The organism is Pseudarthrobacter sp. RHLT3-21 (assembly GCF_059383495.1).
Genome location: NZ_JBWZCI010000022.1, coordinates 33,733 through 59,701, shown reverse-complemented (window position 1 = coordinate 59,701; position 25,969 = coordinate 33,733). Strand labels below are relative to the sequence as shown.

Annotated in this window: 21 protein-coding genes and 4 pseudogenes; 14 read left to right on the top strand and 11 right to left on the bottom strand. The window is 62.3% G+C overall.

What is annotated here, in order from left to right; genetic code table 11:
• The first annotated feature begins 95 nt into the window (after positions 1-95).
• Together AC50YA_RS18615 and AC50YA_RS18610 are read left to right on the top strand one after the other, a co-directional pair.
• A complete protein-coding gene (locus AC50YA_RS18615; protein ID WP_494983695.1) occupies positions 96-1,352 on the top strand; it encodes an ABC transporter substrate-binding protein in 1,257 nt (418 codons plus the stop codon).
• A 173-nt stretch (positions 1,353-1,525) separates the two neighbouring features.
• Positions 1,526-2,245, top strand: coding sequence for an SDR family oxidoreductase (locus tag AC50YA_RS18610; RefSeq protein WP_494983694.1), 720 nt, complete (start codon positions 1,526-1,528; stop codon positions 2,243-2,245).
• A 135-nt stretch (positions 2,246-2,380) separates the two neighbouring features.
• On the opposite strand, the gene AC50YA_RS18605 is transcribed toward AC50YA_RS18610, so the two are convergent.
• From AC50YA_RS18605 to AC50YA_RS18585, 5 genes and pseudogenes are all read right to left on the bottom strand, one after another.
• Positions 2,381-2,515 (bottom strand): hypothetical protein, encoded by a 135-nt coding sequence (locus tag AC50YA_RS18605; RefSeq protein WP_494983693.1) that lies wholly within the window; start codon positions 2,513-2,515, stop codon positions 2,381-2,383.
• Positions 2,516-2,651: 136 nt separating this feature from the next.
• A pseudogene (locus AC50YA_RS18600) lies at positions 2,652-2,855 on the bottom strand (cold-shock protein).
• Between the two features lie 247 nt (positions 2,856-3,102).
• Complete coding sequence (locus tag AC50YA_RS18595) at positions 3,103-4,344, bottom strand: IS110 family RNA-guided transposase (protein WP_494983692.1); 1,242 nt, start codon at positions 4,342-4,344, stop codon at positions 3,103-3,105.
• 270 nt (positions 4,345-4,614) lie between these two features.
• Positions 4,615-5,382: a hypothetical protein gene (locus AC50YA_RS18590; protein WP_494983691.1), complete on the bottom strand. Its 768-nt coding sequence runs from the start codon at positions 5,380-5,382 to the stop codon at positions 4,615-4,617.
• A 319-nt stretch (positions 5,383-5,701) separates the two neighbouring features.
• Positions 5,702-6,109: pseudogene (locus AC50YA_RS18585) on the bottom strand (hypothetical protein); the annotation flags it as partial.
• A 440-nt stretch (positions 6,110-6,549) separates the two neighbouring features.
• On the opposite strand from AC50YA_RS18585, the gene AC50YA_RS18580 reads away from it, so the two are divergent.
• The 12 genes from AC50YA_RS18580 to AC50YA_RS18525 all read left to right on the top strand — a co-directional run bounded on the left by AC50YA_RS18580 (position 6,550) and on the right by AC50YA_RS18525 (position 21,832).
• A complete protein-coding gene (locus AC50YA_RS18580) occupies positions 6,550-8,184 on the top strand; it encodes a class I adenylate-forming enzyme family protein (RefSeq protein ID WP_494983690.1) in 1,635 nt (544 codons plus the stop codon).
• A complete protein-coding gene (locus tag AC50YA_RS18575) occupies positions 8,174-9,460 on the top strand; it encodes an ABC transporter substrate-binding protein (RefSeq protein WP_494983689.1) in 1,287 nt (428 codons plus the stop codon). Before AC50YA_RS18580 ends, AC50YA_RS18575 begins: the two co-directional genes overlap by 11 nt.
• A 72-nt stretch (positions 9,461-9,532) precedes the next feature.
• Positions 9,533-10,426 carry a branched-chain amino acid ABC transporter permease gene (locus AC50YA_RS18570; protein WP_494983688.1) on the top strand — a complete coding sequence of 298 codons (894 nt, stop codon included), beginning with the start codon at positions 9,533-9,535 and terminating at the stop codon, positions 10,424-10,426.
• A gap of 14 nt (positions 10,427-10,440) precedes the next feature.
• Positions 10,441-12,258 carry a branched-chain amino acid ABC transporter ATP-binding protein/permease gene (locus AC50YA_RS18565; protein ID WP_494983687.1) on the top strand — a complete coding sequence of 606 codons (1,818 nt, stop codon included), beginning with the start codon at positions 10,441-10,443 and terminating at the stop codon, positions 12,256-12,258.
• Positions 12,255-12,968, top strand: a complete 714-nt coding sequence (locus AC50YA_RS18560) for an ABC transporter ATP-binding protein (RefSeq protein ID WP_494983686.1) — start codon at positions 12,255-12,257, stop codon at positions 12,966-12,968. Before AC50YA_RS18565 ends, AC50YA_RS18560 begins: the two co-directional genes overlap by 4 nt.
• A 122-nt stretch (positions 12,969-13,090) precedes the next feature.
• Entirely contained in the window at positions 13,091-15,058 is a 1,968-nt protein-coding gene (locus AC50YA_RS18555; protein ID WP_494983685.1) for a flavin-containing monooxygenase, read from the top strand.
• On the top strand, positions 15,058-15,819 hold the full coding sequence (locus AC50YA_RS18550) for an SDR family NAD(P)-dependent oxidoreductase (RefSeq protein WP_494983684.1): 762 nt from the start codon (positions 15,058-15,060) through the stop codon (positions 15,817-15,819). Before AC50YA_RS18555 ends, AC50YA_RS18550 begins: the two co-directional genes overlap by 1 nt.
• Positions 15,820-15,857: 38 nt before the next feature.
• Entirely contained in the window at positions 15,858-17,525 is a 1,668-nt protein-coding gene (locus AC50YA_RS18545; RefSeq protein WP_494983683.1) for a class I adenylate-forming enzyme family protein, read from the top strand.
• Entirely contained in the window at positions 17,522-18,703 is a 1,182-nt protein-coding gene (locus tag AC50YA_RS18540) for a CaiB/BaiF CoA transferase family protein (RefSeq protein WP_494983682.1), read from the top strand. The genes AC50YA_RS18545 and AC50YA_RS18540 overlap by 4 nt, the downstream gene beginning before the upstream one ends.
• A 4-nt stretch (positions 18,704-18,707) precedes the next feature.
• A complete protein-coding gene (locus AC50YA_RS18535; RefSeq protein ID WP_494983681.1) occupies positions 18,708-19,736 on the top strand; it encodes an alpha/beta hydrolase in 1,029 nt (342 codons plus the stop codon).
• Between the two features lies 1 nt (position 19,737).
• A complete protein-coding gene (locus AC50YA_RS18530; protein WP_494983680.1) occupies positions 19,738-21,108 on the top strand; it encodes a flavin-containing monooxygenase in 1,371 nt (456 codons plus the stop codon).
• A gap of 106 nt (positions 21,109-21,214) precedes the next feature.
• Positions 21,215-21,832, top strand: coding sequence for a TetR/AcrR family transcriptional regulator (locus AC50YA_RS18525; protein WP_494983679.1), 618 nt, complete (start codon positions 21,215-21,217; stop codon positions 21,830-21,832).
• Between the two features lie 247 nt (positions 21,833-22,079).
• Here AC50YA_RS18525 and AC50YA_RS18520 read toward each other — a convergent pair whose 3' ends face one another.
• From AC50YA_RS18520 to AC50YA_RS18495, 6 genes and pseudogenes are all read right to left on the bottom strand, one after another.
• Positions 22,080-22,535, bottom strand: coding sequence for a DUF4913 domain-containing protein (locus AC50YA_RS18520; protein WP_494983678.1), 456 nt, complete (start codon positions 22,533-22,535; stop codon positions 22,080-22,082).
• Positions 22,536-22,847: 312 nt separating this feature from the next.
• Positions 22,848-24,104 (bottom strand): type IV secretory system conjugative DNA transfer family protein, encoded by a 1,257-nt coding sequence (locus AC50YA_RS18515; protein WP_494983677.1) that lies wholly within the window; start codon positions 24,102-24,104, stop codon positions 22,848-22,850.
• Between the two features lie 209 nt (positions 24,105-24,313).
• Positions 24,314-24,493, bottom strand: a pseudogene (locus tag AC50YA_RS18510) (ATP/GTP-binding protein); the annotation flags it as partial.
• Between the two features lie 37 nt (positions 24,494-24,530).
• A pseudogene (locus AC50YA_RS18505) lies at positions 24,531-24,934 on the bottom strand (transposase); the annotation flags it as partial.
• Positions 24,924-25,082 carry a hypothetical protein gene (locus tag AC50YA_RS18500; protein WP_494983676.1) on the bottom strand — a complete coding sequence of 53 codons (159 nt, stop codon included), beginning with the start codon at positions 25,080-25,082 and terminating at the stop codon, positions 24,924-24,926. The gene AC50YA_RS18500 and the pseudogene AC50YA_RS18505, both read right to left, overlap by 11 nt.
• The gene (locus tag AC50YA_RS18495) at positions 25,079-25,882 is read right to left on the bottom strand and encodes a type IV secretory system conjugative DNA transfer family protein (RefSeq protein WP_494983675.1); all 804 of its coding nucleotides are present in this window, start codon (positions 25,880-25,882) and stop codon (positions 25,079-25,081) included. The genes AC50YA_RS18500 and AC50YA_RS18495 overlap by 4 nt, the downstream gene beginning before the upstream one ends.
• Positions 25,883-25,969 lie beyond the last annotated feature (87 nt).

The window sequence follows — 25,969 nt, the reverse complement described above, 5'->3', positions numbered from 1 at the left end:
CGCCGCTAGCTTCAGATAACCGGATTCCATGTTCGGAAAACCGGATTTCTGGCCGCTCTTAGAGGCCGGACTGCCATCAATGAAGAGGTAGGGACATGAGCAAGAGCTTTTTTAGGCGTCTCCGAACAGGAACAGGGCGTCTGCGGAGCGGAGCCGCCGTTGGTCTTCCGGTGGCGGTCCTGCTTGCCGTTGCCGGATGCGGCGCTCCGTCTGAACAAGGCGCCGCATCTGAGATAGCCATCGGCCTGCCACATCCGCTCACTGGCATCTGGGCAGAACCAAGCCAGAACGCCGTCAATGGAGCCCTTATGGCCATTGAAGACGTTAACAACGGTGGCGGAATTACCGCGATGGGCGGAGCGAAATTAAAAGGTGTTTCAGGTGACACAGGGTCAACTGACCCGGGCCAAGGCTCCTCTGTCGCCCGGCGCCTGATCGAAAACGATCAGGTGAGTGCCATGATCGGGTCCAACGTTTCCGCCTGGACATTAACTGCTTCGACCGCAGCAGAACAAGCCGGCGTCCCGATGTTGACACAATCCTTCTCGGACCAGATCACGAATCGTGGATACAAGTACATTTTCCAGGTGCCCCCCACGTCTTCTAAGATCGGGGCATCTCTCATCCCCTATGTGCAGGATGCTTATGCTGCAGCTGGAAAGAACATTCGCCGCGTGGCAGTGCTTGCCTCCAACGATGCCGCCATTCAAGCCCAAGGCAAGTCCGCTATCGACGGAGCCAAAGCTGCTGGCCTGGAGGTAGTCAGTGAAGCCTTCTTCCCCCAGGACCTGACGGACGCAACAGTTTTGGCTCAGGACGTAGTCCGGAACAACGCCGAGATCGTCTACTTGGGAGGACCCACGGGCGCGACGGTCACCGTGGTGCAGACGTTGCGCAGCCTTGGCTACAAGGGCCCCATCGTCGGCCTCGGAGGAGGCGGCATCTTGGAACCTGGATTCGGAAAGATGCTCGGAGACAATGTTAACGGCGTCCTCAGCTTGTCTGTATGGAACTGGGACATGCCAAACGAAGGGCTCGCTGACGTGAGCACACGGTACAAGGAGAAATTCAAGCAACCGTTCATGCCACCGGTCGCCGGCGAATCGTACGCTGCCGTCTGGATGATTAAGGCCGCTATTGAAAAAGGCGGGAGCAGCAAGCCCGAAGATATCGCTAAAGCACTCAGAGAAGCGGACCTGAACTCCGGCCCCGCATCGTTCATGCCGGGAGGCAAAATTAAGTTCAACGACGTGGGGCAAAACGAAACCAGCATTCCGATCCTGATTCAGTGGCAGGACGGAGTCACGAGAACCGTTTGGCCCGAAGAAATCCAGGAAGCCAAACCCCAGTGATCATCCATTAGCATCAACTGCCCCATGGCAACGGTGGCGAACTCAGAACGAGGAGATAAATTGCGGAAAGAACGCCCTGGACAGGCAACCTCGTTGGTCGCTCGCAGCAACCCGACTGTCAACTGGTCGTCACTCCCTGCCACGAGCGTGCCCAGTCCCATACGGATTCGGGCATGAACTGGGAGGACAAGCGCGTCCTTGTTGTTGGAGCAGCAGGTGGTATGGGTTTGGCAATCGCCGACCATTTCCAGCACTTGGGAGCCAGGCTCGCGAGGGCAGATCTAAGCTGTGCGACCTGGCCAGGCAGTGATCCACAAAAAGTGGCGGTGGATGTTGTGGAGGAGGCTTCGGCCCGCGCCATGGCATCCACCGCCGCGGAACTCATGGGTGGCCTGGATATCGTTATAAATTGCGCAGGCATTTTAGGGGCCGTGCAGCCCTCTCACGAGACGTCCCTTAGCGAGTTTGAACGTGTCGTCCGCGTGAACCTGGTCGGCGCGTTTGTCGTGTCGAAGGCTGTCATACCGTTCCTCCTTAAGAGCAGAAGAGGACGCCTGATCCACCTGGCGTCTGTGGCAGGAAAGGAAGGCAATCCGCAGATGGCAGCATATAGCTCCAGCAAAGCGGGAGTAATCGGCCTCGTTAAAGCACTGGGCAAGGAGTACGCCAGCACCGGAATGACCGTCAACGCAGTGGCGCCGGCAGCAATCGAAACACCGTTTCTTCTAGGTATGACAGAAGAGCGGCGAAACGCGCAAAAGGCTCTGATACCGATGGGGCGGTTTGGAATGCCTTCCGAGGTTGCTTCGTTGGTCGAGTACATAGCCTCCGACGCCGCGTCATTCACGACAGGCTTTGCCTACGACCTCTCCGGTGGACGCGCCGACTATTGAGGTTCAATTGCACTCGAGCAGGGCCAAAAGGTACGAGACCGCCTGCGGCTTAATTAGGGGTGGCTTGTGAAAAAGTGAAATATCCGACGCTATGCTCTCGTCGGTCGTCGTAGTGGCGGCCGAAGATCATGCAAGCTACTGCCTGAGCGGCCGGCGCTGTCCAGCGTCCTCGGCTTCAGGCCCCGCTCCCGCCGACGCCCGGAGCTGATGTTCCTTATCGACCAGGACCTGAATCCGGTCCAGGATGTCCTGATTATCCATCTCTGCCACTCCCTGATTCTCCCTTCGGGTACAACCTGTAGGTGCGCCGCCCTCCAGACCCCGACATCCAGGGTTGGTCCCACACAATGGACCGGACCAATCCCCGGCGCCCTTCCAGGGTGCTGCGTTTGTCCGCGTTCGGGCATCACATCGGATGGATGTTCTCCGCCTGCGGGCCCTTCGGGCCGGCGATGATGTCAAACTGGACTTTCTGGTTCTCCTCCAAGGAGCGGTAGCCGCTGCTGGCGATTGCGGAGTAGTGGGCGAAAAAATCCGCTGACCCGTCATCGGGGGCGATGAAGCCGAAACCCTTCTCGGAGTTGAACCATTAGACCGTGCCTGTTGCCATCGCTGCGTCCTTCGGTGGCTCTGCTTCTCCGCCGGCCCTGACGGCAGACGCGGCGGAAGGTGTCTTCCGCTGCCCCAAAGCTACGGGCCCCGAACCTGCCCTGCAAGGGTCAAGGCTGCAGGAAGTGGCATCAGTGAGCGCCGCAGCTATCATTCCTCCAAGCCCTGGCGGCGGCCAGGTACACAGCCAACAAAGACTCCGGATCCGGAATCATCGGGCTGTGGAGATCTTTCGATGCCGTAACGACTCATGATGCTCCTATTGTTGTCAAGCGGTGATTTTTGTCTGTCCCTCCAGCCAGGTCCGGTACCTTTCCGTGAGTGCATGGTCGCGTGAGCTGCCGCGTTCGATGCGAGAGATGGTTGATGGCCAGACGCTTAATTGCTGGGCGGCTGTTGTCAGGGTGATGTGGTGCGCTTGTCGTTGTGGCCGCAGGTCCTTGGTCCGCGGAACGGGTCTGGGGTTTCGCACCACCCGGTAGATTTCCCGTGCGATATCGCTTGAGGCAGCGCATGATCTCACGCTTGCTTTTGCCTTCGCGGGTGCGTTTGCTGACGTAGTCCCTGGTGCGCTGATCTTTGGCCATGCGCACCAGAGCGATGCGGTGGATGGCCGCGTTCGCGTCCCTGTCTCTGCCGCGGGAGAGCCTGTGGCGGGTCGTTTTGCCCAAGGATGCCGGGATCGGTGCCACGCCGGCCAGTGCGGCGAACTGAGCCTCGCTGGTGAGCCGTTCAGGGTTATCGCCCATGGTGACCAGTAGCTGGGACGCGACTGCCGTGCCGACGCCGGTGATCTCCATGAGTGCCGGCGCGTTCTCACTGATGATGCGGGAAAGGTCGGTATCGCAGTCGGTGATTTCAACGGTGAGGTGCTGGTGCCGTTTCGCCAGCCTTTTGAGCGTGATCGCGGTCGCTGTCGCCGGGTCAGCCGGGTCATCGGCTGGGCGTGAGCCGCCCATCGCGGTCAGACGCGCAGCGGTGCCCTGTCCTCGGTATTTGGCCCGCACTTCCTCCCGTGCCGTGACCAGGAGGCTGCTGATCTGGGTCAGTACTGCCGTGCGGGCCTTCATCGCGCTCGTCCGGGCGGTTCGCAGGACGCGCAGGGCCTCGACGTATCCGTTCCGGGTTTTCGGGGTTGAGGTACCGCGTTCGGAGAGAACAGCCTGGGCTGCCTGGTAGGCGTCGAGCGGGTCTGACTTTCCGCGCAGCCGGCGCTCCTGCCGGTTGGGCCGGTTCACTTCCACGACACGAAAGCCCTCGGTGGCCAGGACGCGGGCAAGTTCGGCACCGTAGCTGCCTGTGCCTTCGACTCCGACGGCGGCAACGGGCCCATCCCTGGTGATGTAGTCGATGATGGCCCGGTAACCGGAACCGGTGGCAGCGAACTTCTGGTCGGCAAGGTGCTTACCGTGCTTATTGATCAGGGCCACATGATGGGTGTCCGCGTGGGTATCTACCCCGGCGATGACTTCGGTGCTTTCGTTTGTCATGATGGAACTGGCTCCTTGACTCGCGTGTAAGAGTGTCTTGGGTCCGCGTTGGCCAGGTGGGCAGACAAGACGGTGATGGGACTTATTCGTCAAGCTCCTATGAAGTCATGTCCGCCTGGCCAACGTGTTCATTGCAGGCCGTGAAGCGGCGGACGGATCATGCTAAGGACAACTTCAAGAAGCGTCAGTCAAGATGTGAGTCACGCCGCTTCACGGCTTCGTACCATCATCACCGTCAAGATGCGCGCGAAAGTGTTGTGCTTGCCTCAGCTATTTGTGCTCGCGTGGATGATGCTTCCAGGGCCCGTGTTTCGCCGCAAAGAGGGCGATCAGCTGGGTCGGGATGGTGGTGATCCCTCGGGTGAGGTCGGCCGGGTTGGTGATCTCCATCAGTTCCGCGAGTTGAGCAGCTTTGGCTGCGGTCAGGATCCCGGAGTCGGTGACGCGTTGGTACGGGGTCTGTGGTTTGTCATAGATGCGGGTCTTCTTCCCGTGTTTGTTCGAGCGCCAGCCGATTGCTTTGGTGGTGGCGGTGAAGAGATTCAGCCGGACCCGGACCAGGGCGTAGAGGGCGTTGAGCCGCTTCAGCTCGGCTGCCGTGTCGTAGCGGTAGTGGAAGGCGTGCCGGCGGACCACGTCGCCGTTCTTCTGCTCGACGTGGGCGTTGTCGTTGGACTTGTACGGCCGGGAGCGGGTGAAGTAGATGGCGGTGTCATACCGTCGTAGCAACAACATTGGTTTGAGCGGTGGGAGTTGCTGGTGGTTCGCAGGGCGTTGACGATGTCTGACAGGGCGGATATTGCGGTAGGCATCAAGGCTGGGTGGACGGACCGGCGGATCGGTGCGGATATTGGCCGTGATCACACGATCGTGTGGCGGGAACGGCAGCCGCGCCACGATCTCATCCATGGCTTCCAGCACCCATTTGTGGGCGCTGTTTCGGACCGCGACGTTCTCGGTCCAGCCGGTGAACACGTCCGTGGCAGTCAGAGTCCTGATGAATTCCCCGGCCAGGGTAGGGCCGCAATCTAAGACCATTGAGGTGTGTCATCGGACGGGCCCTGGGCCGGTCGCCGGGCTCGGTCAGCCGGGAGATCGCCCGCAACAGCCACCCGCTGCTCGGCTCTGGGGTGAGGCCAGTGTACGGCCTTTGGCTGAAATCCTCGATTCCGAGATCATGCGCACGATCATGCTTTCTCGGGTGAAGAATCTCGGGAAAATGACAAAAGGCGTAGGACGGTGAGCCATATGCTGCTCGGGTTTTGCGCGGCGAGGACTCGAAATACTTCGGCAGGAACACTCAGGTTAGCCGGCAAGGATCTGGTCCATGCGCCTGCGCATGCGCACAATCCGGTATTCATGTGCGGACCGGTAGGAGTGGAGTGCAGATACTCACCCTCAAAGGTTGCTGCAAAGCTGGGATGCCAGGAGGTCCTTGGTGACCTGTGGCGACGACCACTGCGTCGAATAGTTTTTCGGTTCGGTCTTCCAGGCGAATGCGCCGGCCGCCGCGGGCGCCATCTTCGAGAAGTTCTGCTGCGGTGACGTACGCGCTCAACCGGATCAGCTCTTCGAGCCCGGTCTGCCGGGCAGAGTCCTTAAGGTAGCTGACGATGTCACCGTGGGAGGGGAACAGAGGCGATCCCTTAGGGAACGGATAGTTCCGGAAGTGGGTCACGCGCGGCTCGGAACTGATTGCAAGGACATGTAGGCCGCACTCAGGCCGTTGTCGTTGTCGGAGACACCACAGGCCGCCGATCTTCGAACCCTTCTCAAAAAAGCGCTACTTCCTGCCCTCGCTCCATAAGGTGCCGTGCGGAACTAAGACCTGCTGCACTGGCGCCAATGACGGCCACGCGGCTGCTTGGTTTTGTGCATTTCCTCACTTGGAACAACTAGATCCGGCCCATTATCACAGCTGCCCCTGAAGGAGTCATGCCTGCGGAGGGCACCCTGGCCGCGGGCATTCAAAGGCGGGTTTCGATAGAACGGAGAGTGGTTTCGTAAACGCGAAAGTTGCCGACGCTTTCCTGTTGGCGCAAGGAATATCCGCACTCCCGGATGGAGCTCCGGGGCGGCCGGGCCTGCAGCGAAAGTCAAACTGTTGACAGTGACAGAAGTCACGGATACCGTACTTATTGATCGTTTAGCAAGTTGCCGCCTCGTGCGGCATCCACACTAAGCGGGGAAACCGGAGGACGGACAATGGCGTGCACTTCTGAGATCTTCCTGCTCGGCCAGCAGCTTGATGCCACAGCGGAAAAATTTGGCGACAATCCGGGCATCATCCATGCCGAAACCCGGCTGACCTGGGCCGAAGTAGCCGAAGAAAGCCGGCGGTTGGCTAAAGCTCTGCTGGCCCACGGTGTCACGCGAGGCGACAACGTTGCTCTCTGGATTCCCAACCACCCGGCATGGCTCTTGATCTGGCTCGCGGCCGTGCGGATCGGCGCTGCCGTTGTTCCGATCAACACCCAGTACAAACCCGCTGAGGCCGCCTACATTTTCGCCAAATCTGAGGCCAAGGTGCTCATCATGGAAGAGTCTTTCCTCGGCAAAGACTTCGTGGAGTCGTTCCGGGAAATGTGCCCGGACTGGAACGGCCGGAACACGGCGCAACTGCCGGAGTTGAGCACCGTGATCCTGCTGGGAAACAACGCAGAGGGAATGACTCCCTATGCGGATTTCCTCGCCTCTTCCAACAATGTCAGCGACGCGGAGCTCGAAATCGCAGCCGCCAGAGCTGAACGCGAAGACACCATAATCATCGTCTTCACGTCAGGAACGACGGGCAACCCCAAGGGCGTAATGCATAGCCACAGTGCCCTTCGGATGATGCGCTCCGTGGTGCAGACACTCGGGATCGGCCCCGAGGACAGGATCCTGGGCCACCTGCCGCTCTTCCATGTCTCAGGAGTCTTCTCCAGCTTTCTGCCTGCCCTCATCACGGGCGGCGCCCTGGTCCAGATGGATCGGTGGGATCCCACTGTCGCCTTGCAGCTCATCGCGGACGAGGGGATCAGCGTCCTCTCCGGCATCCCAACCCACTTTATCGACCTGCTGCGCCACCCGGACGTCAGGAGCTTCGATACCTCCAGCCTTCGCACCGGTTGGGTCGGAGGCTCGACCATCCCGGCGGAGGTCATCGCTGGAGCGAGGGAGACCCTCGGCATGAGTGCCCTGCTGCCTGTATACGGAATGACCGAAACGACCTCCACGACGACCCTCGGACGGCCGAGCGATTCAATCGAAAGCCTGATGGCAGCCAAAGGCGTTCCCTTGGGCGGCTACGAGGTCAGGGTCGTGGACCCCCATTCGCGCGAGCCGCTCCCGGCCGGCGCGGAAGGCGAGGTCTCCGTTCGTGGCTACACGGTCATGAAGGGATATTACCGCGACGAAAAAGCCACAGCGGCAGTTCTCGATCCGGATGGCTGGTTCTACACGGGGGATCTCGGAGTCTTCGACTCGAACGGCTACTTGTCGATTACGGGCCGCCTTTCGGACAAGTTCATTGTCGGCGGTTTCAACGTCCACCCGGCAGACATCGAGCATGTCCTCGCTGCCCATCCGCAGGTGAAGCAGGCCCACGTGGTCTCCCGGCCGGACGAACGCCTCGGTGAAGTGGCGGTGGCCTTCGTGGAGACGGTGCCCGGTGCAACCCTGGACGCCGAAGAGATCACCGAATACTGCCGAAGTCGGCTCGCTTCATTCAAAATCCCGCGGAGCTTCATTTTTGTCGATTCATGGCCCACCACGCCCAGCGGCAAGATCCAACGGTTCAAACTACGGGAAACAGCCCTCAACAACCATTCCCTTGAGAGGAAATCACATGTTCAGTAAGACCCCACGAAGCGCGCCAGTCCGGCGCATTCCTGTCAGGACCCGGTGCTTGGCAGCCCTCGCGCTGGTGCCGTTATTCGTCGCCGCATGTGGTGCCGGGGCACCAAGCGGCGGAGGAGCAGAGCAGAAACCGGTCACTCTCGGTTCCTTGCATCCGTTGTCCGGCGGCTTGGAGTTCGAGGGCAAGGAAGCCCACCAGGGCGTCCTTGCCGCCGTCGACGAGATCAACAAGGCCGGCGGCATCAAGTCCATGAATGGCTCACAGGTGAAGGTCATTTCCGAAGACAACGCAGGCGACCCGGAACGCAGCTCCGGCCAGGCCACCCGCATGATCCAGGATGGCGCGGCAGCACTCCTGGGCACTATGTCCAGCGGTGTCGCGCTGGCCGTGCAGCCCATCGCCGAGCGCAGCAAGGTACCGTTCATGATCACGGCGGCGGCCGACCCACAGCTGACCGCGCGGAACCTTAAGTACACCTTCAGGGCTCACCCCGACGTGGCCATGTCCGTCGACGGAGCAGTCGAGGCCCTCAAGGGCGTTTCAGAGGCGGCCGGCAAGCCGGTCAAGCGCGTTGCCCACCTGCGGCTGGAGATCTCCGCCTACAAGGCCGTGTCAGAGCTGCTGAAAGAGAAGCTTCCCGCAGCCGGGATGGAACTGGTGGACGTGGTGTCGGCTCCCTTGGGCGCCACTGACTTCTCCACCCAGGTCACGCAGATCCGACAGTCTAAGCCCGATGTGCTGATCATCAGTGCCCTCCTGGCCCAAAGCCTTGAAATCGTGAACACGATGAACTCTCAGGGCTTCCGTCCTCCCTTGACGGTCGGCATTGCCGCAGGCTTCACCCACCCCGGCTTTGCCAAGTCCCTGCCGAAACTCGGCCAGAACATCGGTGACGTCACCTACTGGTATGACGGCCAGAGCGAAACATGGAAGAAGTTCTCTGCCGCCTACAAGGAGAAGTATGGCTCCGTCCCCACGACGCATGCTGCCCAGGGTTACCAGTCCGCGATGATCGTCATGGATGCCCTTGAGCGTGCGGGAACCACCGAAGGACCGAAGCTGCGCGAGGCCCTTTCCTCGACCTCCCTTGAGAAGCACTTGTTGCCACAGAAGGGCCCGATCAAGTTCGGCGAGAACGGCCAGAATGAGGATGTGCAGTCTCCGCTGACGCAGCTTTTCGAAGACGGTCCCCAGATTGTCTTCCCAAACGATTTCGCGAAGGCCAAGCCGGTCTTCACTGACCCCCTCGCAACGTACGAGCTCCCGGCCCGGTGACAACCATTCATCCGGCCGGACGGCCGGGCTCCCAGGTACTCCGGTACCGGAACTGACGAAAAGAGGCAAAACGTGGACCTGTTGTTGCAAGGTATCGTGTCGGGATTGCTGATGGGCGGGATCTTCAGCATTATCGCCATGGGATTGGCAGTCCAGTTCAGTGTGATGCGGGTGATCAACTTCGCCCAGGGGGTGTTTCTGATGTTGGGCGCCTACATTGCACTCTTCCTGAGCACAAGCTTCGGCATTGACCCCTATCTCGGTTCCATCGTGGCGCTCTTGGCACTGTTCGCAGTGGGTTGGCTTGTCATGGGGACCGTACTGGAGCGGCTCCTCGGGAAGGATCCGGTTCTGCCTCTGATAGCCACGTTCGGTATTGCCGTTGCAGTGCAGAATCTTATGGTCGCGACCCTGGGAGCAACCCCACGGCGGGCAAACGCACTGTGGAGCAATGAGACCTGGCGCCTCGGTGAGGTGACCATCCCGGTATCCCGGGTTGTGGCCTTTGGCCTGGCCGCGGCCTCCGTCGTCGCCCTTGTTTTGATCGTCCGTTACACGCGGATCGGCCGTTTCATGAGGGCCACATCATCCGAACCAACGGCGGCAGCCTTGTCCGGCATCAACGTAAAAAGGGTGGACCGCTTCGCGTTCGGCCTTGGCTGTGGGCTGGCAGGGTTCGCCGGTGCGGTGATTCTGCCGATCTTCCAGGCGAGCCCGTTCATTGGGGACCGCTTTATGGTGAATGCCTTCGTCATCGTGCTGATCGGCGGCCTCGGCAGTATCGTCGGCGCGGGAATCGGGGGGCTCATGGTCGGCGTCCTCACCGGCGTCGGCAGCCTCTTCCTACCCGGTTCGCTCGAAGCGGCACTCTTGTTCGTGCTCCTGATTGTCGTGATGATGTTCCGGCCATACGGCTTATTCGGCGGCAAGCGGGAAGATCTCATCTACCGGCCTGTGGGCCATTGAGGTACGGAAACGACATGGCAACAGAGAATATGAAGCGCCTCTCCGGCCTTAGCACCGCCTGGAACCGGTATCGCACGTACATCGTCTCCGCCCTGGCCGTGGTTGCGCTGCTGGTCACCGCCGCATCGCCCTATGGCAGCCAGCTGATGGCACTGGTCCTGATCTACGCCCTTGCCGTTGCCGGGTGGAACATTGTCAGCGGCTATGCCGGCCAGGCTTCCCTCGGTCATGCCGCGTTCTTCGGCCTCGGTGCTTACGGCGCTGCAGTCTTCAACATCCAGCTCGGGCTTAGCCCTTGGCTCGGAATCGCGCTCGGCGCACTTCTGGCCAGCGTCGTCGCGATGCTGGTGGGATTCGTCTCCTGGCGGCTCAAGATCCAGGGCATTTACTTCGCCCTCATCCTGTTCGCGGTGTCCGAACTCCTGCTGGTGGTCGTAGCGAACATCGACTTCCTTGGCGGGACGACGGGCCTGTTCAGCGGAGTAGGCGAGGACAGCTTCGCGGGATTGAGCTTTGAGGATCCACGCTGGTTCGCGGTGCTCGCCGGCATCACCCTTGCCCTCGTCATGGTCGGAACCGCGGCCCTGTCGCGGAGCCGCCTGGGCCGCCAGTTAGCCGTGGTGAGGCATGACGAGGTTGCAGCCGAGGCCTCGGGCATCAACACGATGCGCGTGAAGGTGATCGCCCTCGGCCTGAGCGCCGCTGTTACGGCGGTCGCTGGCGGATACTACGCCCAGCTGCAGCTGTTTGTAGAACCCGACACCGTCTTCGGGATGGGAATGAACTTACGGTTTATCCTCATCGGCTTCCTCGGAGGCGTCGGAATGCTGTGGGGCCCGCTGCTCGGATCCACCGTTGTCACGGCCCTGGAAACCCTCGCCCTGGAGACCTTCCGCGGGCAGCCGGGCGTCGATGGCATCGCCTTCGGCCTGTTGCTCATCGTAGCTGTGACCTTCCTGCCGCGCGGACTGGCGTGGCGCCGGTCCCAGCGGGCGCGGAAGCAGCTGCCAGGTCCGGCTGAGGCCGCACCACCCGCCGTTGCATCGGAGGCTCCGGCCAAGACCGATGCCCTAGCCGGTGCTACAACACGAAGGCTGCATGAGGGCGGTCCCACTGTCTTGACAGCGATGGATCTCAGCAAGCGGTTCGGCGGCCTGAAAGTGGTTGACGGGGTCTCCCTCACCCTGAAGGCCGGTAAGATCCACGGCTTGATCGGCCCCAACGGCGCCGGAAAGACCACACTGATCAACATGTTGACCGGAACCATCCAGCGTGACACCGGAGACGTGTTACTGGAGGGAACCAGCCTTCGTGGGCTGGCTCCGTACGGCTTCGTCCGGGCGGGCGTCGCACGCACATTCCAGATTCCCCGGCCGCTGGGAGACCTTACAGTCAGGGACAGCGTCCTGGTCGCTGCTGTCGCAAGCGGACGGCCACAGGATCCGTCCGCAGCAGCTGACAGGGCCCTCGAAGCGGTCGGACTCACCGCCCACAGCGCGCGTGCATGGAACAGCCTCAACGGATCCCAGCAGCGCCGGGTGGAAGTGGCGCGAGCGTTGGCACAGGAGCCTCGGGTACTTCTTCTTGATGAGCCCATGTCCGGTTTGGGCGCCGAGGAGATCGATGCACTGACGGAGACAATCCGGTCCCTGGCCGATTCTCATCCGGATATGACCATTTTGTTCGTGGAACACCTCATGCGCGTCATGATGGCCCTCGCAGACGAGATAACGGTGCTCGACAGAGGCCGCGTCATCGCCAGCGGGACGCCGCGCGAGATCACCGCCGACCGAGCTGTGATCGATGCCTACCTTGGGAGCACTGTCGGATGACTTTCCTGGAGATTACAGACCTGGTTGTAGCCCGGGGCGCAGGCCCGGTTTTGCATGGGCTCACGGCCGAAGTACGCAGCGGCGAGATACTGGCGATCCTGGGGCCGAATGGCGCGGGAAAGACCACGCTGCTGGAAACCATCGTCGGCATGCACAACCCCCGCAAGGGCCGGATCTCCTTCGACGGCGAAGACATCGCGGGAGCCAAACCCCACCTGATCGCGGCCAAGGGTATCCGGCTGGTCCCCGAGGGCCGGCGGCTCTTCAGCTCGCTGACGGTGGCGGAAAATTTGAGGATCGGCGCAGAAGCAGCCGGACACCGTGAGTGGCGATGGGTGCTTGATGTGTTCCCCCAAATGGAGGGTAGGCTGGGAAACCGTGGAGGCGCCCTCAGTGGCGGCGAACAGCAGATGGTCGCCATCGGCAGGGCCCTGGTGGCCAAGCCGCGGCTCATGATCCTTGACGAGCCCTCCTGGGGCCTTGCCCCGTTGCTGGTCGACAGCGTCCTGCAGGCGGTGGAGAACATCCGGCAGTTGGGTACCACCATCGTCCTGGTGGAGCAGAACGTCGACGCCGCCATGAAGATCTCGGATCGCGCCTATGTGCTCTCCGGGGGCGAAATCGCCCGCTCCCTGACCCGGGAAGAAGCGATCGCCCGCCCCGAGCTCATCCAGGAGGCGTACTTCAGCACCCACGCCGCGGACAGCTGAATACGGCGTTTTGCATGTCCCCGAATTCTATTGACGAGGGGCGGCACAGCCCTCTACGATTTCAATTACTAAACGATCAATAAGTGCCGGAAAATGCTACCGCCCCAACACCAGGAGGAACCATGATTGACGGCCCAGCCAGCGTGAGCGATCAGCAGATCGCAGAAGCCATCGAGATCGCCAATATTCCATCGCTGCTCATGGTCCTCGTACAGATGACCGGCAACCAGCGGTGGCTGGAAGATCCGTACCGCCCAACCCGCAACAGGGGCCTGGGAGACAACGACGACGGCGGCCTTGACCGGCATGTGCAGGCAGAGATCCGCAGCAACGCACTGGACGCCATCCTCGCTTGGCGTCAAGGCACGCCGCTGGCAATTCCCGCTCCCCCGCATCAGATGCTGGTCGACATGCTTAGTGTTTCGGTAGGCGAGAACGTCCCCCTGGAATATGCCGACATGATGGCCCACGAGCTTGGGCTGGATGAGGGGCAGCAGACTGAGGCCGCCGCAGCCCCGTCCGGGGCGACGGTGCCGGGGGGCTTCAACGCCGTGATCATCGGCGCGGGCGCGTCCGGCATCTGCGCGGCAGTAAAACTGCAGGAGGCCGGAATCCCCTACGTCATCATCGAGCGGAACAACGATGTCGGGGGGACCTGGTTTGAAAACCGTTACCCGGGAGCGGGGGTGGACACTCCCAGCCACCTTTATTCGTACTCCTTCGCGAAGAACGACTGGACGCGCTTTTTCGCGGCCCAGGAGGAGCTGCGGGAGTATTTCAACCGGGTAGCCGACGACTTCGGGGTCCGTCCCAACATCCGCTTCGGCCTTGACGTGGCCTCCGCGGCGTACGACGAAGACGCAGCCAGCTGGGCCTTGGAAGTCCGGAAGAAAGACGGCACCAGCGAGACAGTTACCGCCAACATCGTGATCAGTGCCGTCGGTGCCTTCAACAAGCCCAAGATGCCGAAAATCAAGGGTCTGGACAGCTTCAAGGGTCCGGTCGCGCATACAGCCAGGTGGCCCGAAGGCCTGGAGCTGACCGGCAAGAAGGTGGCCGTGATCGGCAATGGCGCCAGCGCGATGCAGATCGTTCCGGCTATTGCCGACACGGTGGAGTCCCTCGTGGTGTTCCAGCGTTCGCCGCAGTGGGCTGCGCCTTTCGAGAAGTTCAAGGTGCCGGTGCCGGAGCGGGTGCGGCAGTTGTTCCTGGCAGTGCCCCTGTATGAGGAGTGGTACCGCCTGCGCCTGGCATGGATCTTCAACGACCGGATCCATGAATCTCTCCAGAAGGACCCCGACTGGCCGCACCCGGACCGGTCGATTAACGAAGTAAATGACGGGCACCGGCGGTACTTCACCAGGCACATCGTCTCAGAGCTTGGCGACCGCCAGGACCTCCTCGACTCGGTTTTGCCGAAGTACCCGCCCTTTGGAAAGCGCATGCTGCTCGACAACGGCTGGTTCCGGACCCTGACGAAGGAGAACGTGCATCCCGTGACGGACCGGGTCACCGAGGTCCGCCCGGACGGCGTGGTCACCGCCGATGGCACGGAGCACAAGGTCGACATCATCATCCTGGCGACGGGATTCGACGTCGTGCGTTTCCTCGCCCCCATGAACATCATCGGTCGCAACGGGCAGACCCTGGACGAGACCTGGGATGGCGATGACGCGCGCGCTTACCTTGGCCTTGCCATTCCAGGGTTCCCCAATTTCTTCTGCCTCTATGGCCCGAACACCCAGTTCGGCCACGGCGGGAGCCTGCTCTTCCTCATGGAGCTGCAGATGCACTACATCATGGACCTCCTCAAGCAGATGTTCGACAACAGCTATGCCTCGGTGGAATGCCGTCAGGACGTGCACGACAAGTACAACGAGCAGGTTGATGCAGCCCATAACGCCATGGTCTGGACGCATCCCGGCATGGACGTTTACTACCGCAACTCACGGGGCCGGGTCGTGGTGAACAACCCGTTCAAAGTGGTCGACTTCTGGCACAGGCTCCGCCACGCGGATCTGGCCGAATACATCGTCGAACCGGCAGTGCGGGTCGGAGCGGGCGCGTCCGCGACGGGAAGGGCCTCGTAGTGCGTATTTCCAACTGTTCCGCGGTGGTGACGGGCGGGGCCTCCGGCCTGGGCCGTGCCGCCGTCGAAATGCTCCACGGCGCCGGCGCCCGTGTGGTGATCATGGACTTGCCAGGCTCCCCCGGCGATCAACTGGCGCAGCAATTGGGGGACAACGCTGAATTCGTCGCCGGCGACGTCACGGTACCCGCCGACGTCGAACGCGCCGTCGAGGCGGCCGTCTCCCTTGCCCCCTTGCGCGTTGCCGTGGCGGCGGCAGGTATCGGGCCTCCCGTCCGCCTGTTCGGACGCGACGGCGTGGCCGGTTCCGACAAGGCCAAGCTCATTATCGATGTCAACGTCATGGGCACCTACCATCTGCTGTCCTACGCCAGCCACGCCATGTCCCTCAACGAGCCCGAAGACCAGGAGCGCGGCGTAGTGGTTTGCACCGCGTCCATTGCCGCCTATGAGGGGCAGGTCGGACAGGTTGCCTATGCCGCGTCCAAAGGTGCGGTTGTTTCCCTGACTTTGCCAGCGGCCCGGGAGCTTGCTGGGCATGCGATCCGGGTCATGACGGTGGCGCCCGGACTTTTCGACACGCCACTGATGGCGTCCATGCCGGAAAAGGCGAGGCTTTCGGTGGCGGCGCAGGTGCCGCACCCGGCCCGGCTGGGGGCCCCGGCAGAGTATGCGGCCCTGCTGGAACACATCGTGCTGAATCCGATGCTGAACGGCGAAGTGATCCGTCTTGATGGCGCTATCCGGATGGCACCGAAATGATTTCACTCGACCATCGCGAACGAGAAGGTGTAGAGTCCATGAACGAAGAGTCGATCTCACGGATCCCGGAACTGCTGGCCGGGCACGCGGCATCGCGCGGATCCAAACTTGCCATAGTCTCCGCGCAGGGCACGTTGAGCTACGCGGAGCTGGACCGGCAGGTTCGCCAGTTCGCAGCAGGACTCCGCGGGATCGGCGTCTCCCCCGGCACCACCGTCGGGCTGATGTGCACCAACCGTCCTGAATGGATTGTAGCTGCCCTGGGAACGGTCCTGGCCGGAGGCCGGGTTGCCGCGTTCAACACCTGGGCTAAGAAGTGGGACTTGGAGCATTTGCTGGCCGAGAGCGGCTGCGAGGTGCTCATCGCACTCTCCCGCTTCAAGACAGGCAGCATAGAGCCGTTGCTGCATGAGCTGGTTCCCGAGGCGTGGGACGCTGGCCAGCGGGGCTGGCAGTCGGAGGATTACCCGCACTTGCGGGAGATCGTCCTGATCGACGGCGGCGAACCGGCGCCGGGACTGCTGTCCTTCCCGGACCTTTTTGTCTCGGACGCGGACACCGCCCAGTCAGTGGACCAGGAGTCCCGGGACGACGACGAGCCGATCTTCGTCCTGTACACCTCCGGTTCAACGGCGCGGCCCAAGGCCGTCCCCATCCATCACCGCACTGCCCTCATCCATGGCGAAGCCATAGCGGAGCGCATGGCCGTGACAGCGGCAGACTCCATCTGGCTTCCCGTCCCGCTCTTCTGGAGCTACGGCGGCGCCAATGCCCTGATGGTCGGCCTCACCGCAGGGGCCACCCTGGTCCTGCAGGAGGTATTCGAGCCGGCGGAAGCCCTCGCCATGATAGAGCAGCAGCAGTGCACGGTCGCCTACACGCTGCCGAACATCACAGCCGCCCTGGTACACCATGAAGAATTCTCGCTCGACCGGGTCCGGAGTCTGTCCAAGGGCATGACCATCGGATCGCCGAAGGACGTGGAGATGGCAGCGGTGGGGTTGGGCATCACCGGAATCTGCAACGCCTACGGCTCAACGGAGCTCTATGGCGGCTGCACCGTGACGCCGTGGGACTGGAGCCTTGAAAAGAAGATGGCCTGCCAGGGCCCTCCGCTTCGCGGCAACACGCTCGTCATCCGGGATTTCATTACCGGTGAGGACATGCCGGTGGGTGAGGTCGGGGAAATCACCGTCTGCGGGTATGTGACGAGCGGCTATCTCGGAGCGCCGGAGCAGAGCCAGGCAGCCTTCACCGACGACGGCGAATTCCGTACCGGGGACCTTGGTTTCTGCGACGAGGACGGCTTCCTGCACCTGATTGGCCGGGCGAGTGAAATGATCCGCACGGGTGGAATTAACATTGCACCGGCCGAGATCGAAGAATTCCTCCGCACGCATCCGGCCGTGGAGGAAGTGGCCGTCGTCGGCGTTCCGGATGACCTCAAGGGCGAGGTCGCCGTTGCCTTCGTCACCCTGGCGCCGGACGCGGACATGGTTGATGAAGCCGAACTGAAGTCCTACTGCCGTTCGCGGATCGCGTCCTTCAAGATTCCGGTCCGGATATCGATTTCCCGGGAGGGGCTGCCGCGCACCGATACCGGCAAGCTTGCCCGGAAGACGGTGAAGTCGCTGGCCAAAGAGTACATGGCCAGCCCCGACCCCGCCCAGCGCACAGACGCCGTCGGATCGAAGCCAAGCACATGATGAGCGGGCTGAAAGCCGGGCGGGGTACGGGACCCCTGGCAGGCGTGAAAGTCATCGAACTCGCCGGAATCGGGCCGGCGCCTTTCTGCGCAATGCTTCTAAGCGATATGGGCGCCGATGTCATTACCGTGCATCGGTCATCGATGGTCGGTGAGCCGGTAACCGATCCCGTCGCCGCCATGACCCAGGGAACCCTCGCACGGGGCCGCCGTTCGGTCGGGATCGATCTGAAGCATCCTGACGGGTTGGCAACGCTGCTCGAACTGATCTCCGGCGCTGATGCGATCATCGAAGGTTTCAGGCCCGGGGTCATGGAACGGCTGGGCCTTGCCCCGGAGGTCTGCCTAAAGCGCAGCCCCGCGCTGGTGTACGGTCGCATAACCGGCTGGGGCCAGGACGGGCCTTATGCCCAGTCCGCCGGCCATGACATCAACTACATCGCATTGGCCGGCGTGCTCGCGCACATCGGTCGGCGGGGCGAGCGGCCGGTTCCGCCCCTCCCCTTGGTCGGCGATTTCGGAGGCGGAGGATTGCTGTTTGCGTTGGGGGTGGTGGCCGCATTGTTCGAGGCACGGGGCTCGGGACAGGGACAGGTCGTTGACGCTGCCATGGTGGACGGCTCCGCACTTCTGATGACGATGATGTATGAGCTGTTGGGCCGGGGCCAGTGGGACGAGGAACGGGAGGCCAATATGAACGACGGCGGTGCTCCGTTTTACGACGTCTATGAGACGGCCGATGAAAAGTACGTTTCCATAGCGGCAATGGAGCCGAAGTTTTTCGCTGAACTGATCGCTCGTGTGGGGCTAGACCAGCAGGAGCTGCCCGAGCAATGGGACCAGTCGCAGTGGATGCCCGAGAAGAAGAGGCTCGGCAAGCTGTTCCGTACTAAGACACGGGACGAGTGGTGCGAAATCCTGGAGGGCACGGATGCCTGCTTCGCGCCCGTGCTCACTATGACGGAAGCGCCTCACCATCCGCATAACGTGCACCGCGGCACTTTTACGGAGGTCGGCGGCATAACTCAGCCTGCCCCGGCACCCAGATTCAGCAGGACTCCGGCGGCCGTCCAGCGGCCGGCCGCCGATCCGGGCCAGCACACTGACGAGATCCTTGCCGAGGCAGGTCTCAGCCCGCAGCGGATTGCGGACCTCCGGAAAGGGGGCGCCGTTGCCTAGGACCGTGGACGACAGGACAGGGCGGACCGCGCCCAGTAAGCGCATCGATCCCCAGATGCGCCCGCAGCTCGACGGACTGCTGGCTCTCGTCGGGCCTGGCGGTTTTCAGGGAATTCCTGATTTGAATCTTCGCAGGCTGCGCCATGCCGAGGTAATGAATCTGGCGGCGGGCCGTGCGCCGGATGAGACGCGGGTACAGCGTCAGGACGTCGCTGTTATGCGGGACAACGGCAAGCCCTCCCTTGCCGTACGGATCTACCGGCCGCAGGGGTTGGTGACCCCGTCGGCCGGGATCCTGTACATCCACGGCGGCGGCATGGTAATGGGCAGCATTGCCGCGGACGACGGCTACGCCGCCGCTTTGGCCGAGGACGTGGGCTGCACAGTGGTGTCCGTCGAGTACGGCCTTGCTCCGGAAAACCCCGGTACCGGACCGGTCGAAGACTGCTACGACGCCCTCTGCTGGCTCTTCGCCCAGGCCCCGGAGATCGGCGTGGACACCGGACGGCTCGCAGTGTTCGGCGTCAGTGCAGGAGGAGGCCTTGCCTGCGGGATCGCGCTACTGGCCCGGGACCGCGGGACGCCCCGGCCTGCGTACCAAATGCTCATCTATCCGATGATCGACGACCGTAGCGCCACACCGTCCTCGCATGCGATCGTGGACCTGGGAGTCTGGGACCGCGCCGCAAACCTGGAAGCCTGGCGGCACCTGCTGGGTGAGGATGCCGGCGGCACCGATGTCCCGCCCTACGCTGCGCCGGCCCGGGAGATGGAGCTGTCCGGACTCCCGCCGACGTACCTGGATGTGGGAGACCTCGACCTGTTCCTCGACGAGGACATCCAACTGGCACAACGGCTCGCCAGCTGCGGGGTTCCCTTGGAGCTCCACGTCTATCCCGGCGCCTACCACGGTTTCGACCAAATCGCGCCCGGGTCCGATACCGCCAAGACGGCCCGCGACAACCGAGTGGCCGCCTTGCGCCGCGCCCTCGCCACCGTAACTTCCGCAAGTAAATCTGAAGGCAGGAAATGACATGGGTCCTAACCCCGAACATATCGCTGTAATCGGCGCCGGCGCGGCCGGGCTGTGCGCCGCCAAACACCTCATTACGCTCAACCAGGACGTCACTGTGTTTGAACTGGGATCCCATGTAGGCGGCCTGTGGGTCTACGAGAATGACAGCGGCCGAAGCCCGGCCTACCGTTCACTTCACATCAACTCCGAAGCCAAGGTCACTGGTTATCGGGACTTCCCACTGCCGAAGGATTCGGCTCTGTTCCCCTCCCACGAGGAGATCCGGGCGTACTTGGAAGCCTATGCCGAGCGCTTTGGATTGACCAGCCGTATCCGGTTCAATTCAAAGGTGACGGCTATTGTGCCAAGGGGTGCTGCAGACTCCCCGAAATGGCGGATCACGCTGGGCGACGGCTCGAGCCATGACTTCGACCGGGTAGTCGTCGCCAACGGGCATCAGGCCGTGCCCATGGACCCGCCGTTCGCCAAGGATTTCAGCGGGAAATACCTCCACTCCCTCAACTACCGCACCCCCGAACCCTTCACTGGCAAGAACGTCCTAGTTATCGGCACCGGAAACAGCGGCCTCGATATTGCCGCTGACGTCTGCACCGTGACCAAATCCACGACCATTTCGGCTCGTTCGCCCGTACTGATCATGCCGAGGATGGTGCTCGGCGTGCCTCTTTCCCGGATTTTGGCCAAGGTGGAGCGGCCGTGGGTACCCTGGCCGGTCAGGCGGAGGATTCGGGAACTTGTCACCCGGCTCGTCCATGGATCGATGGAGCAATGGGGATTTTCGACGCCCAAGATACGAACGCATCCGGCCAGCCACCCGACGATCATTTCCCAGATCGCGTGGAATCGTATCGACGTGCGTTCGGGCGTCACGGGAGTCCAAGGCCACGAGGTGCGCTTCGCCGATGGCAGTTCGGCTTCCTACGACGCCATCATTGCGGCAACCGGTTATGAGGTTGACCTCCCTTTCCTCACCGACGAACTCTCTCCGGTCGTGGGCCACCGCATCGACCTTTACCGAAGGATGGTGCACCCCCACTGGAAGGGGCTGTACTTCGTGGGCCTGTTCGACGTTAGCGGCGGGGCCAATATCCGGATGATGGACATCCAATGCAGGTGGCTCGCCGCACTCGTTGAGGGACGGATCGAGCTGCCCGACGAAGACAAGATGCGGGTCTCTTTCCAGGCGGAACAACGCCTGATGGCCTCGCTGTATCCGGATAAGCCCCGGTACGGTCTGGAGCTCGACCCTCGGGAGTACGGCTTGGCGTTGCGTGCGGATCTTCAGAACAGCGCCACTGCAAGCGCTTCCCCCTCGGAAGCCACCGACCTGGGGTTAACGTCGCAGGAGTCTCGGGCACCCATAGGTTAAGTCCCATCAAAAAATCCGCGAGGGCTGTTGAAAACAGGAAGCCGCGCAATGCGCTACCATTTCTATTGGACGTTTAGTAAGTTGAGCTTCAGGAGCGGTTGACGTTATGCCAAAAAGTCAAGACGTCGGGGGCCGGTCCACCCGGCACACAGAGCGGGCCTTCATCGCCGTCGCGACCGATTTGTTCGCCGAGAAGGGTTATTACGGCACATCAATCACCGACCTGGCACAGGCACTGGGGCTGACGACCGCGAGCCTCTACTACCACATCAACGGGAAGCCCGAACTTCTGTTCCGGGTCCTTGAGACAGGTATGGCCAACTTTCTGACACGCTTGGAAGAGATTGATGGGGCGGAGACGGATCCGCGGACAAAGCTTCGCCGAGCCGTGGAAAACCACTTGGATTTTGTGCTAAATAACCAGAAGGCCGTCGCCGTCTTTCTGCGTGAACGTCGCTTTCTGGAGCCGGAGTATCTAGACCTGTATCAGTCCAGGATTGACCGCTATGACCACCTGTTCACCGAAATTGTCCGGCGGGCGATGGAGGAGAAGGAGATACCGGCCGGCGATCCAACGCTTGTTCGGCTTTCGATTCTGGGCATGATCAACTGGGTGGTGGAGTGGTATTCACCAGACGGTCGCTTGCATAAGGCCGATATTCTCGACGCGATGACACGGTTAATCATGGACCAGATGCTCTGTCGCCCGACCGCAGTCATTTAAGGCGATCTAAGGAAAGACTGTTCAGTGGTCAATGGAAGGTACTTCGCACGCTGCGAAGGTCATCCGGCACCCGGCCATGTATGAAACGCACCCCTTGGCAAAGTCAATAACCCTCGGATGACTGGATCTATCTGAATACAGGAGCTGCAGAACGATTCAACGATCCAGAGGGCGACAGTTGTGATGCGTCATGTGACGGGCCTTCCTTAACGGCAGGAAACGTGGAGGCGGCCGAATTGGACCGCCTCTACTGGCATTTCAGTGTTAACCCTGGGAGTCGTACGTCGGGGAACCATCCGGCTGGTGCGTGCTTTGGCTCGAGGTGGGCGGCATCGCGGTGTCCGGCTTTGTCGCAGTTGTAGAAGGGACCGTGGGGGTCGAGGAGTACGCGCATGTGGTGGTCGGCGTGGTCGCGCCACCATACGCTGATTCCGGTGGCTCCATCGAGGCGCAGGTGTTCCCAGGCCCGCCACAGGGCCTCTATGCGGGACACGGCTTCGGGGTGGAAGTACCATTCCATGCACCACTTGGCGCTGCGGTCATCGACGTCCCGGACGTAGGTGGGCAGCAGTTGTTCGTGCAGGAACTCCTCGGCCGAGCCGAACACCAGTTGAGGCGCTTCTGCCGGCACTGCTGCAGGTGTCTCGTGCGTGTGACCTCTGTCGTTGCCGGTTTCAGCGAATAGCCCTATTTCCTCTGGCATGTCTTTCTCCTACTTGGTGATCCAAGGATTGGCTACTGCGGCTTCACCGGCGGGTACCGGCACATCATCGTCTTCGTGCTGCGGGCTGTTTGCCTTGATGGATGCTTCCACTGCTTCCTTATGGGGGCCGGTGTACTAGGGCAGGGTGCGGACGAGGGTGACGGGTGCGCCGGAGGCGAGGACGACGGCGCGTCCGCGGTCCAGCTCGCGAGGTTGGACACATCGAAGATCCGCTCTTTGCCTTCCTGGCGGGAGCGGCTTCGCCGGATTTGCCGGAGGAGATGGAGACGTTGGTGTAGCTGTAGTCCCCGATCAGGTCTGAGAGGGCCCGGAGGAAGCCGTCTTCGGCGACGCCCCCCCGTAGACCTTGATGTTCGCCGCGGACCAGATTTTGCGCATGTTCGCCTCTCCCCACAGTTCCACGCCCTGGGACCAGGACTGCAGGATCGCCATTACGATCAGGCCCTTGGAGCCGTAGTGGCTGAACTGGTCCGGCAGGCCGGCCCAGCGGACGACGTTGGCCAGCTCGTCCAGGGCGAACAGTGCGGGCAGGTCCAGGCGGCCGCCACGGCGCTCTGCCCGTTCCTCCATGGCTTCGGCGATGGCCACGGTGAGTGCTGTCGTCAGCGGCGCGGCCGAGCCGGCACCTTCCTTGGACAGGATGTAGATCGTTTCCTTGGACTGGGCGAAGTCTTTGGGATTGAACTGCCGGCGGGAGTCCGTGCTGACGGAAGCACCGGTTTCGGGGGCGACCCAGCGCAGGGTGTTCCTGCTTTTGAGGCACTGGACCATCTTTTCGGCGGTGCCGAAAATGCCGTCGCGCTGTTTGTCGGCCAGTTTCAGTGTCGATTCCAGGCCCTTGTACTGGAGTTCGTAGCCGTGTTCCTTCAGAATCTCGATGGGGCTGCGGCTGACCTGTTCCGTGACCCACATGTACACCTGCGTGATGGGCAGCTCCCCCAGTGCGGCGGCGAGGAAGTACGAGGAGAGAATGTCCTCAGCCTTCGGATCGAAATACGCATCCGGCTTGGAACCGGGCGTACGCGAGCCAACGGCGAAGTGTTGGGTGAGCTTGTACGCCTTCTCTTCATCGGTGACGTAGGACAGGGGGTTCCACCACCAGGTGGGTTCCTCCTGAGCGATCTTCTGAGGATCAAACACCCACACCGGGGCGACCTCGGCCCGGACACTGCGGGTGCCGTCCACGACGTCGCGCTTGTTCGAGGTGGATACCACGGCACCGGGAGCGTCCAGGATTGCGGGTATGACGCGGGAGGTGGACTTACCGGTCCGCGGTCCCCAAATGTCGATGCTCAAGTCCTCCCATGGCTGGATGAACTTCTGCCCCGTGGAGACCACACGGCCTACCGTGATTCCTGGAGTGTCCTTCACCCCAAGGCGTTCAGCGGTGGCCATGGCGCCCTTCTCCGAGAACGCAGCCAGCGACTTACCCTTCCCGAGGTAGCGGGCAGCCTTGTCCACACGTGCCCTCTTGCCGGCGCTCGTGGTGCGGACGATCAGAACCAGGACGACGGCGGCAACGAGCAGGGCTGCGATGACGCCGGCCACGACCGTTGACTGGACTGGCCAAGAAACCCGTCCCTTGGCCAGCCCGGCGATCAGATCAATCGGGTTTGCTGGAGGGGCAGCCAGCCCGGCCATCCACGACCCCAGGTGGGCGGCGACCCAGGAGCCGCCGCCGAAGATGACAGCGGCGCCAATGGCGAGTCAGATCCCCAGCGCGTCGTCCAGGCCGGTTCCCTTGCGGTTCGGGGCGCTCACAATCGACCATCCTGCATCAGGCCGGGAGCAGCGGGTTCCAGGAGTGTTTCTGCCGGGGCGTGCCAGCGCTTGTTGGTGTCGTTCAGGGACGCCTCGATGGAGGTCAAGCCGATCTGGACGGGGATGCCGGGGCGGCCGCCGACCTTGATCAGGAACTTGCCCCGCCCCGGGGGCTCGCGGCGAGACGGCTGTGAGGTGGGGTTGGGCTGGTTCGGTGTCTGTGGCGTCTCTGATGGTGACTCGGTAGTCGAGGGCTTCGAGCTGGCCGATGGCACGGGCCTTGGCCTTCGCCGGGGCGCGGCGGGTGAAGTACTCGGCACCGGGGTCTCGGTAGAGTTCCCCGGTGGTGAGCATGTACCAGGCAGCGATGAGCATGGCGTGTTCGAGTGCCACGATGGCCTTCATCCGCCCCCGCTGGGCCGCTATTCGTTTGTATTTGGCGGAGAAATACGTGTTCTTGCCAGGGCGGCAACACCCAGGGCCGCTTTGAGATAGGAATCTCCCGGGCGGGTCTTGGTGGACTTGACGCGTCCGGCGGATTCGTGGGATCCCGGTGCGGTGCCGGCCCAGGAGGCAAGTTGGGCGGCGCTGGGAAACGCGGCCATGTCACCACCGGACCATGGAGGAAACCCGCGCACGGATCGCTTTTCGCGTCTCGCGGCGGGCTACTTCTTCAATGTCTGTACCGGCCAGCAGGGTGTCTGCCAGGTCTTTGACACTTATTGCTTCATTGGTGGTGGCGTGGTCGCCGTTATCGTTGTTCATGCGATGTCTCCGGCCGTCGCGGTGACTGCTTTGTATGCGGCCAGGGATTCATTGATGTGGGGGGCCATTTCAGGGTCTTGGAACCACGGGACGATCTTTCCCAGGGTCACCACGCCTTTTCCTGCCTGGACGACGCATTCCCATTCCCTCAGGCCGGCCAGGTCCGCGACGGACAGGATGTCTTGGCGGCGTGTGGAGGTGCTGTGGGTTGCGGGCCCGTGACCGCTGTTGGTTACCGTTGTCATCTTTTCGTCGTGCTGGCCGATGAGCGCTGAAATGTCGCGCAGGAATCCAGGATCGCGTGCGCCCCCGCCGTAGACGAAGATCCCGGCCGCGTCGATGAGGGTTTTCCAGTCTGACTCGCCAAAGAGGCTGCGCCCCATGGCGGCCGACTGGATGTAGGAGCACACGAGGATCCCGCGGGAGCCGAAATGGGTGTACCACTCGGGCAGTTTGCGGAGTTTCACCGTGTTTCCGAGTTCGTCCAGGTCAACGACGAACGGGACGGGAAGCCGGCCTCCGTTCTCCTCCGAGAGCCGCTCGGCGGTTTCGAAGATCGACTCCCAGAGAATCGTCATCAAACCCGTGACGACCCCTGAGCTTCCCTTGGAGAGGGCTATGAGGGTGTCTTTGCCCTGAAGATACTGCTCTGGTTCGAAAACCGGGATGCCCGGTGTGGGGCGGACCCACTGCATCAGGTGGTCATGGATCAGGGCCGAGGCCATGCGCCGGGCCGACGCCGCGACGGACCCGCGGGTGTCTTCGGGTTGCTGGGACATACCCAGCAGCGAGTCGGCCACGTTGGGGTGCTGGTAACCGTGCTGTCACGAACCGCAATTAGCGTGTTCGCCCTTTGCGGCGGCAAAGCCCGCTTGCATCGCCGCAGG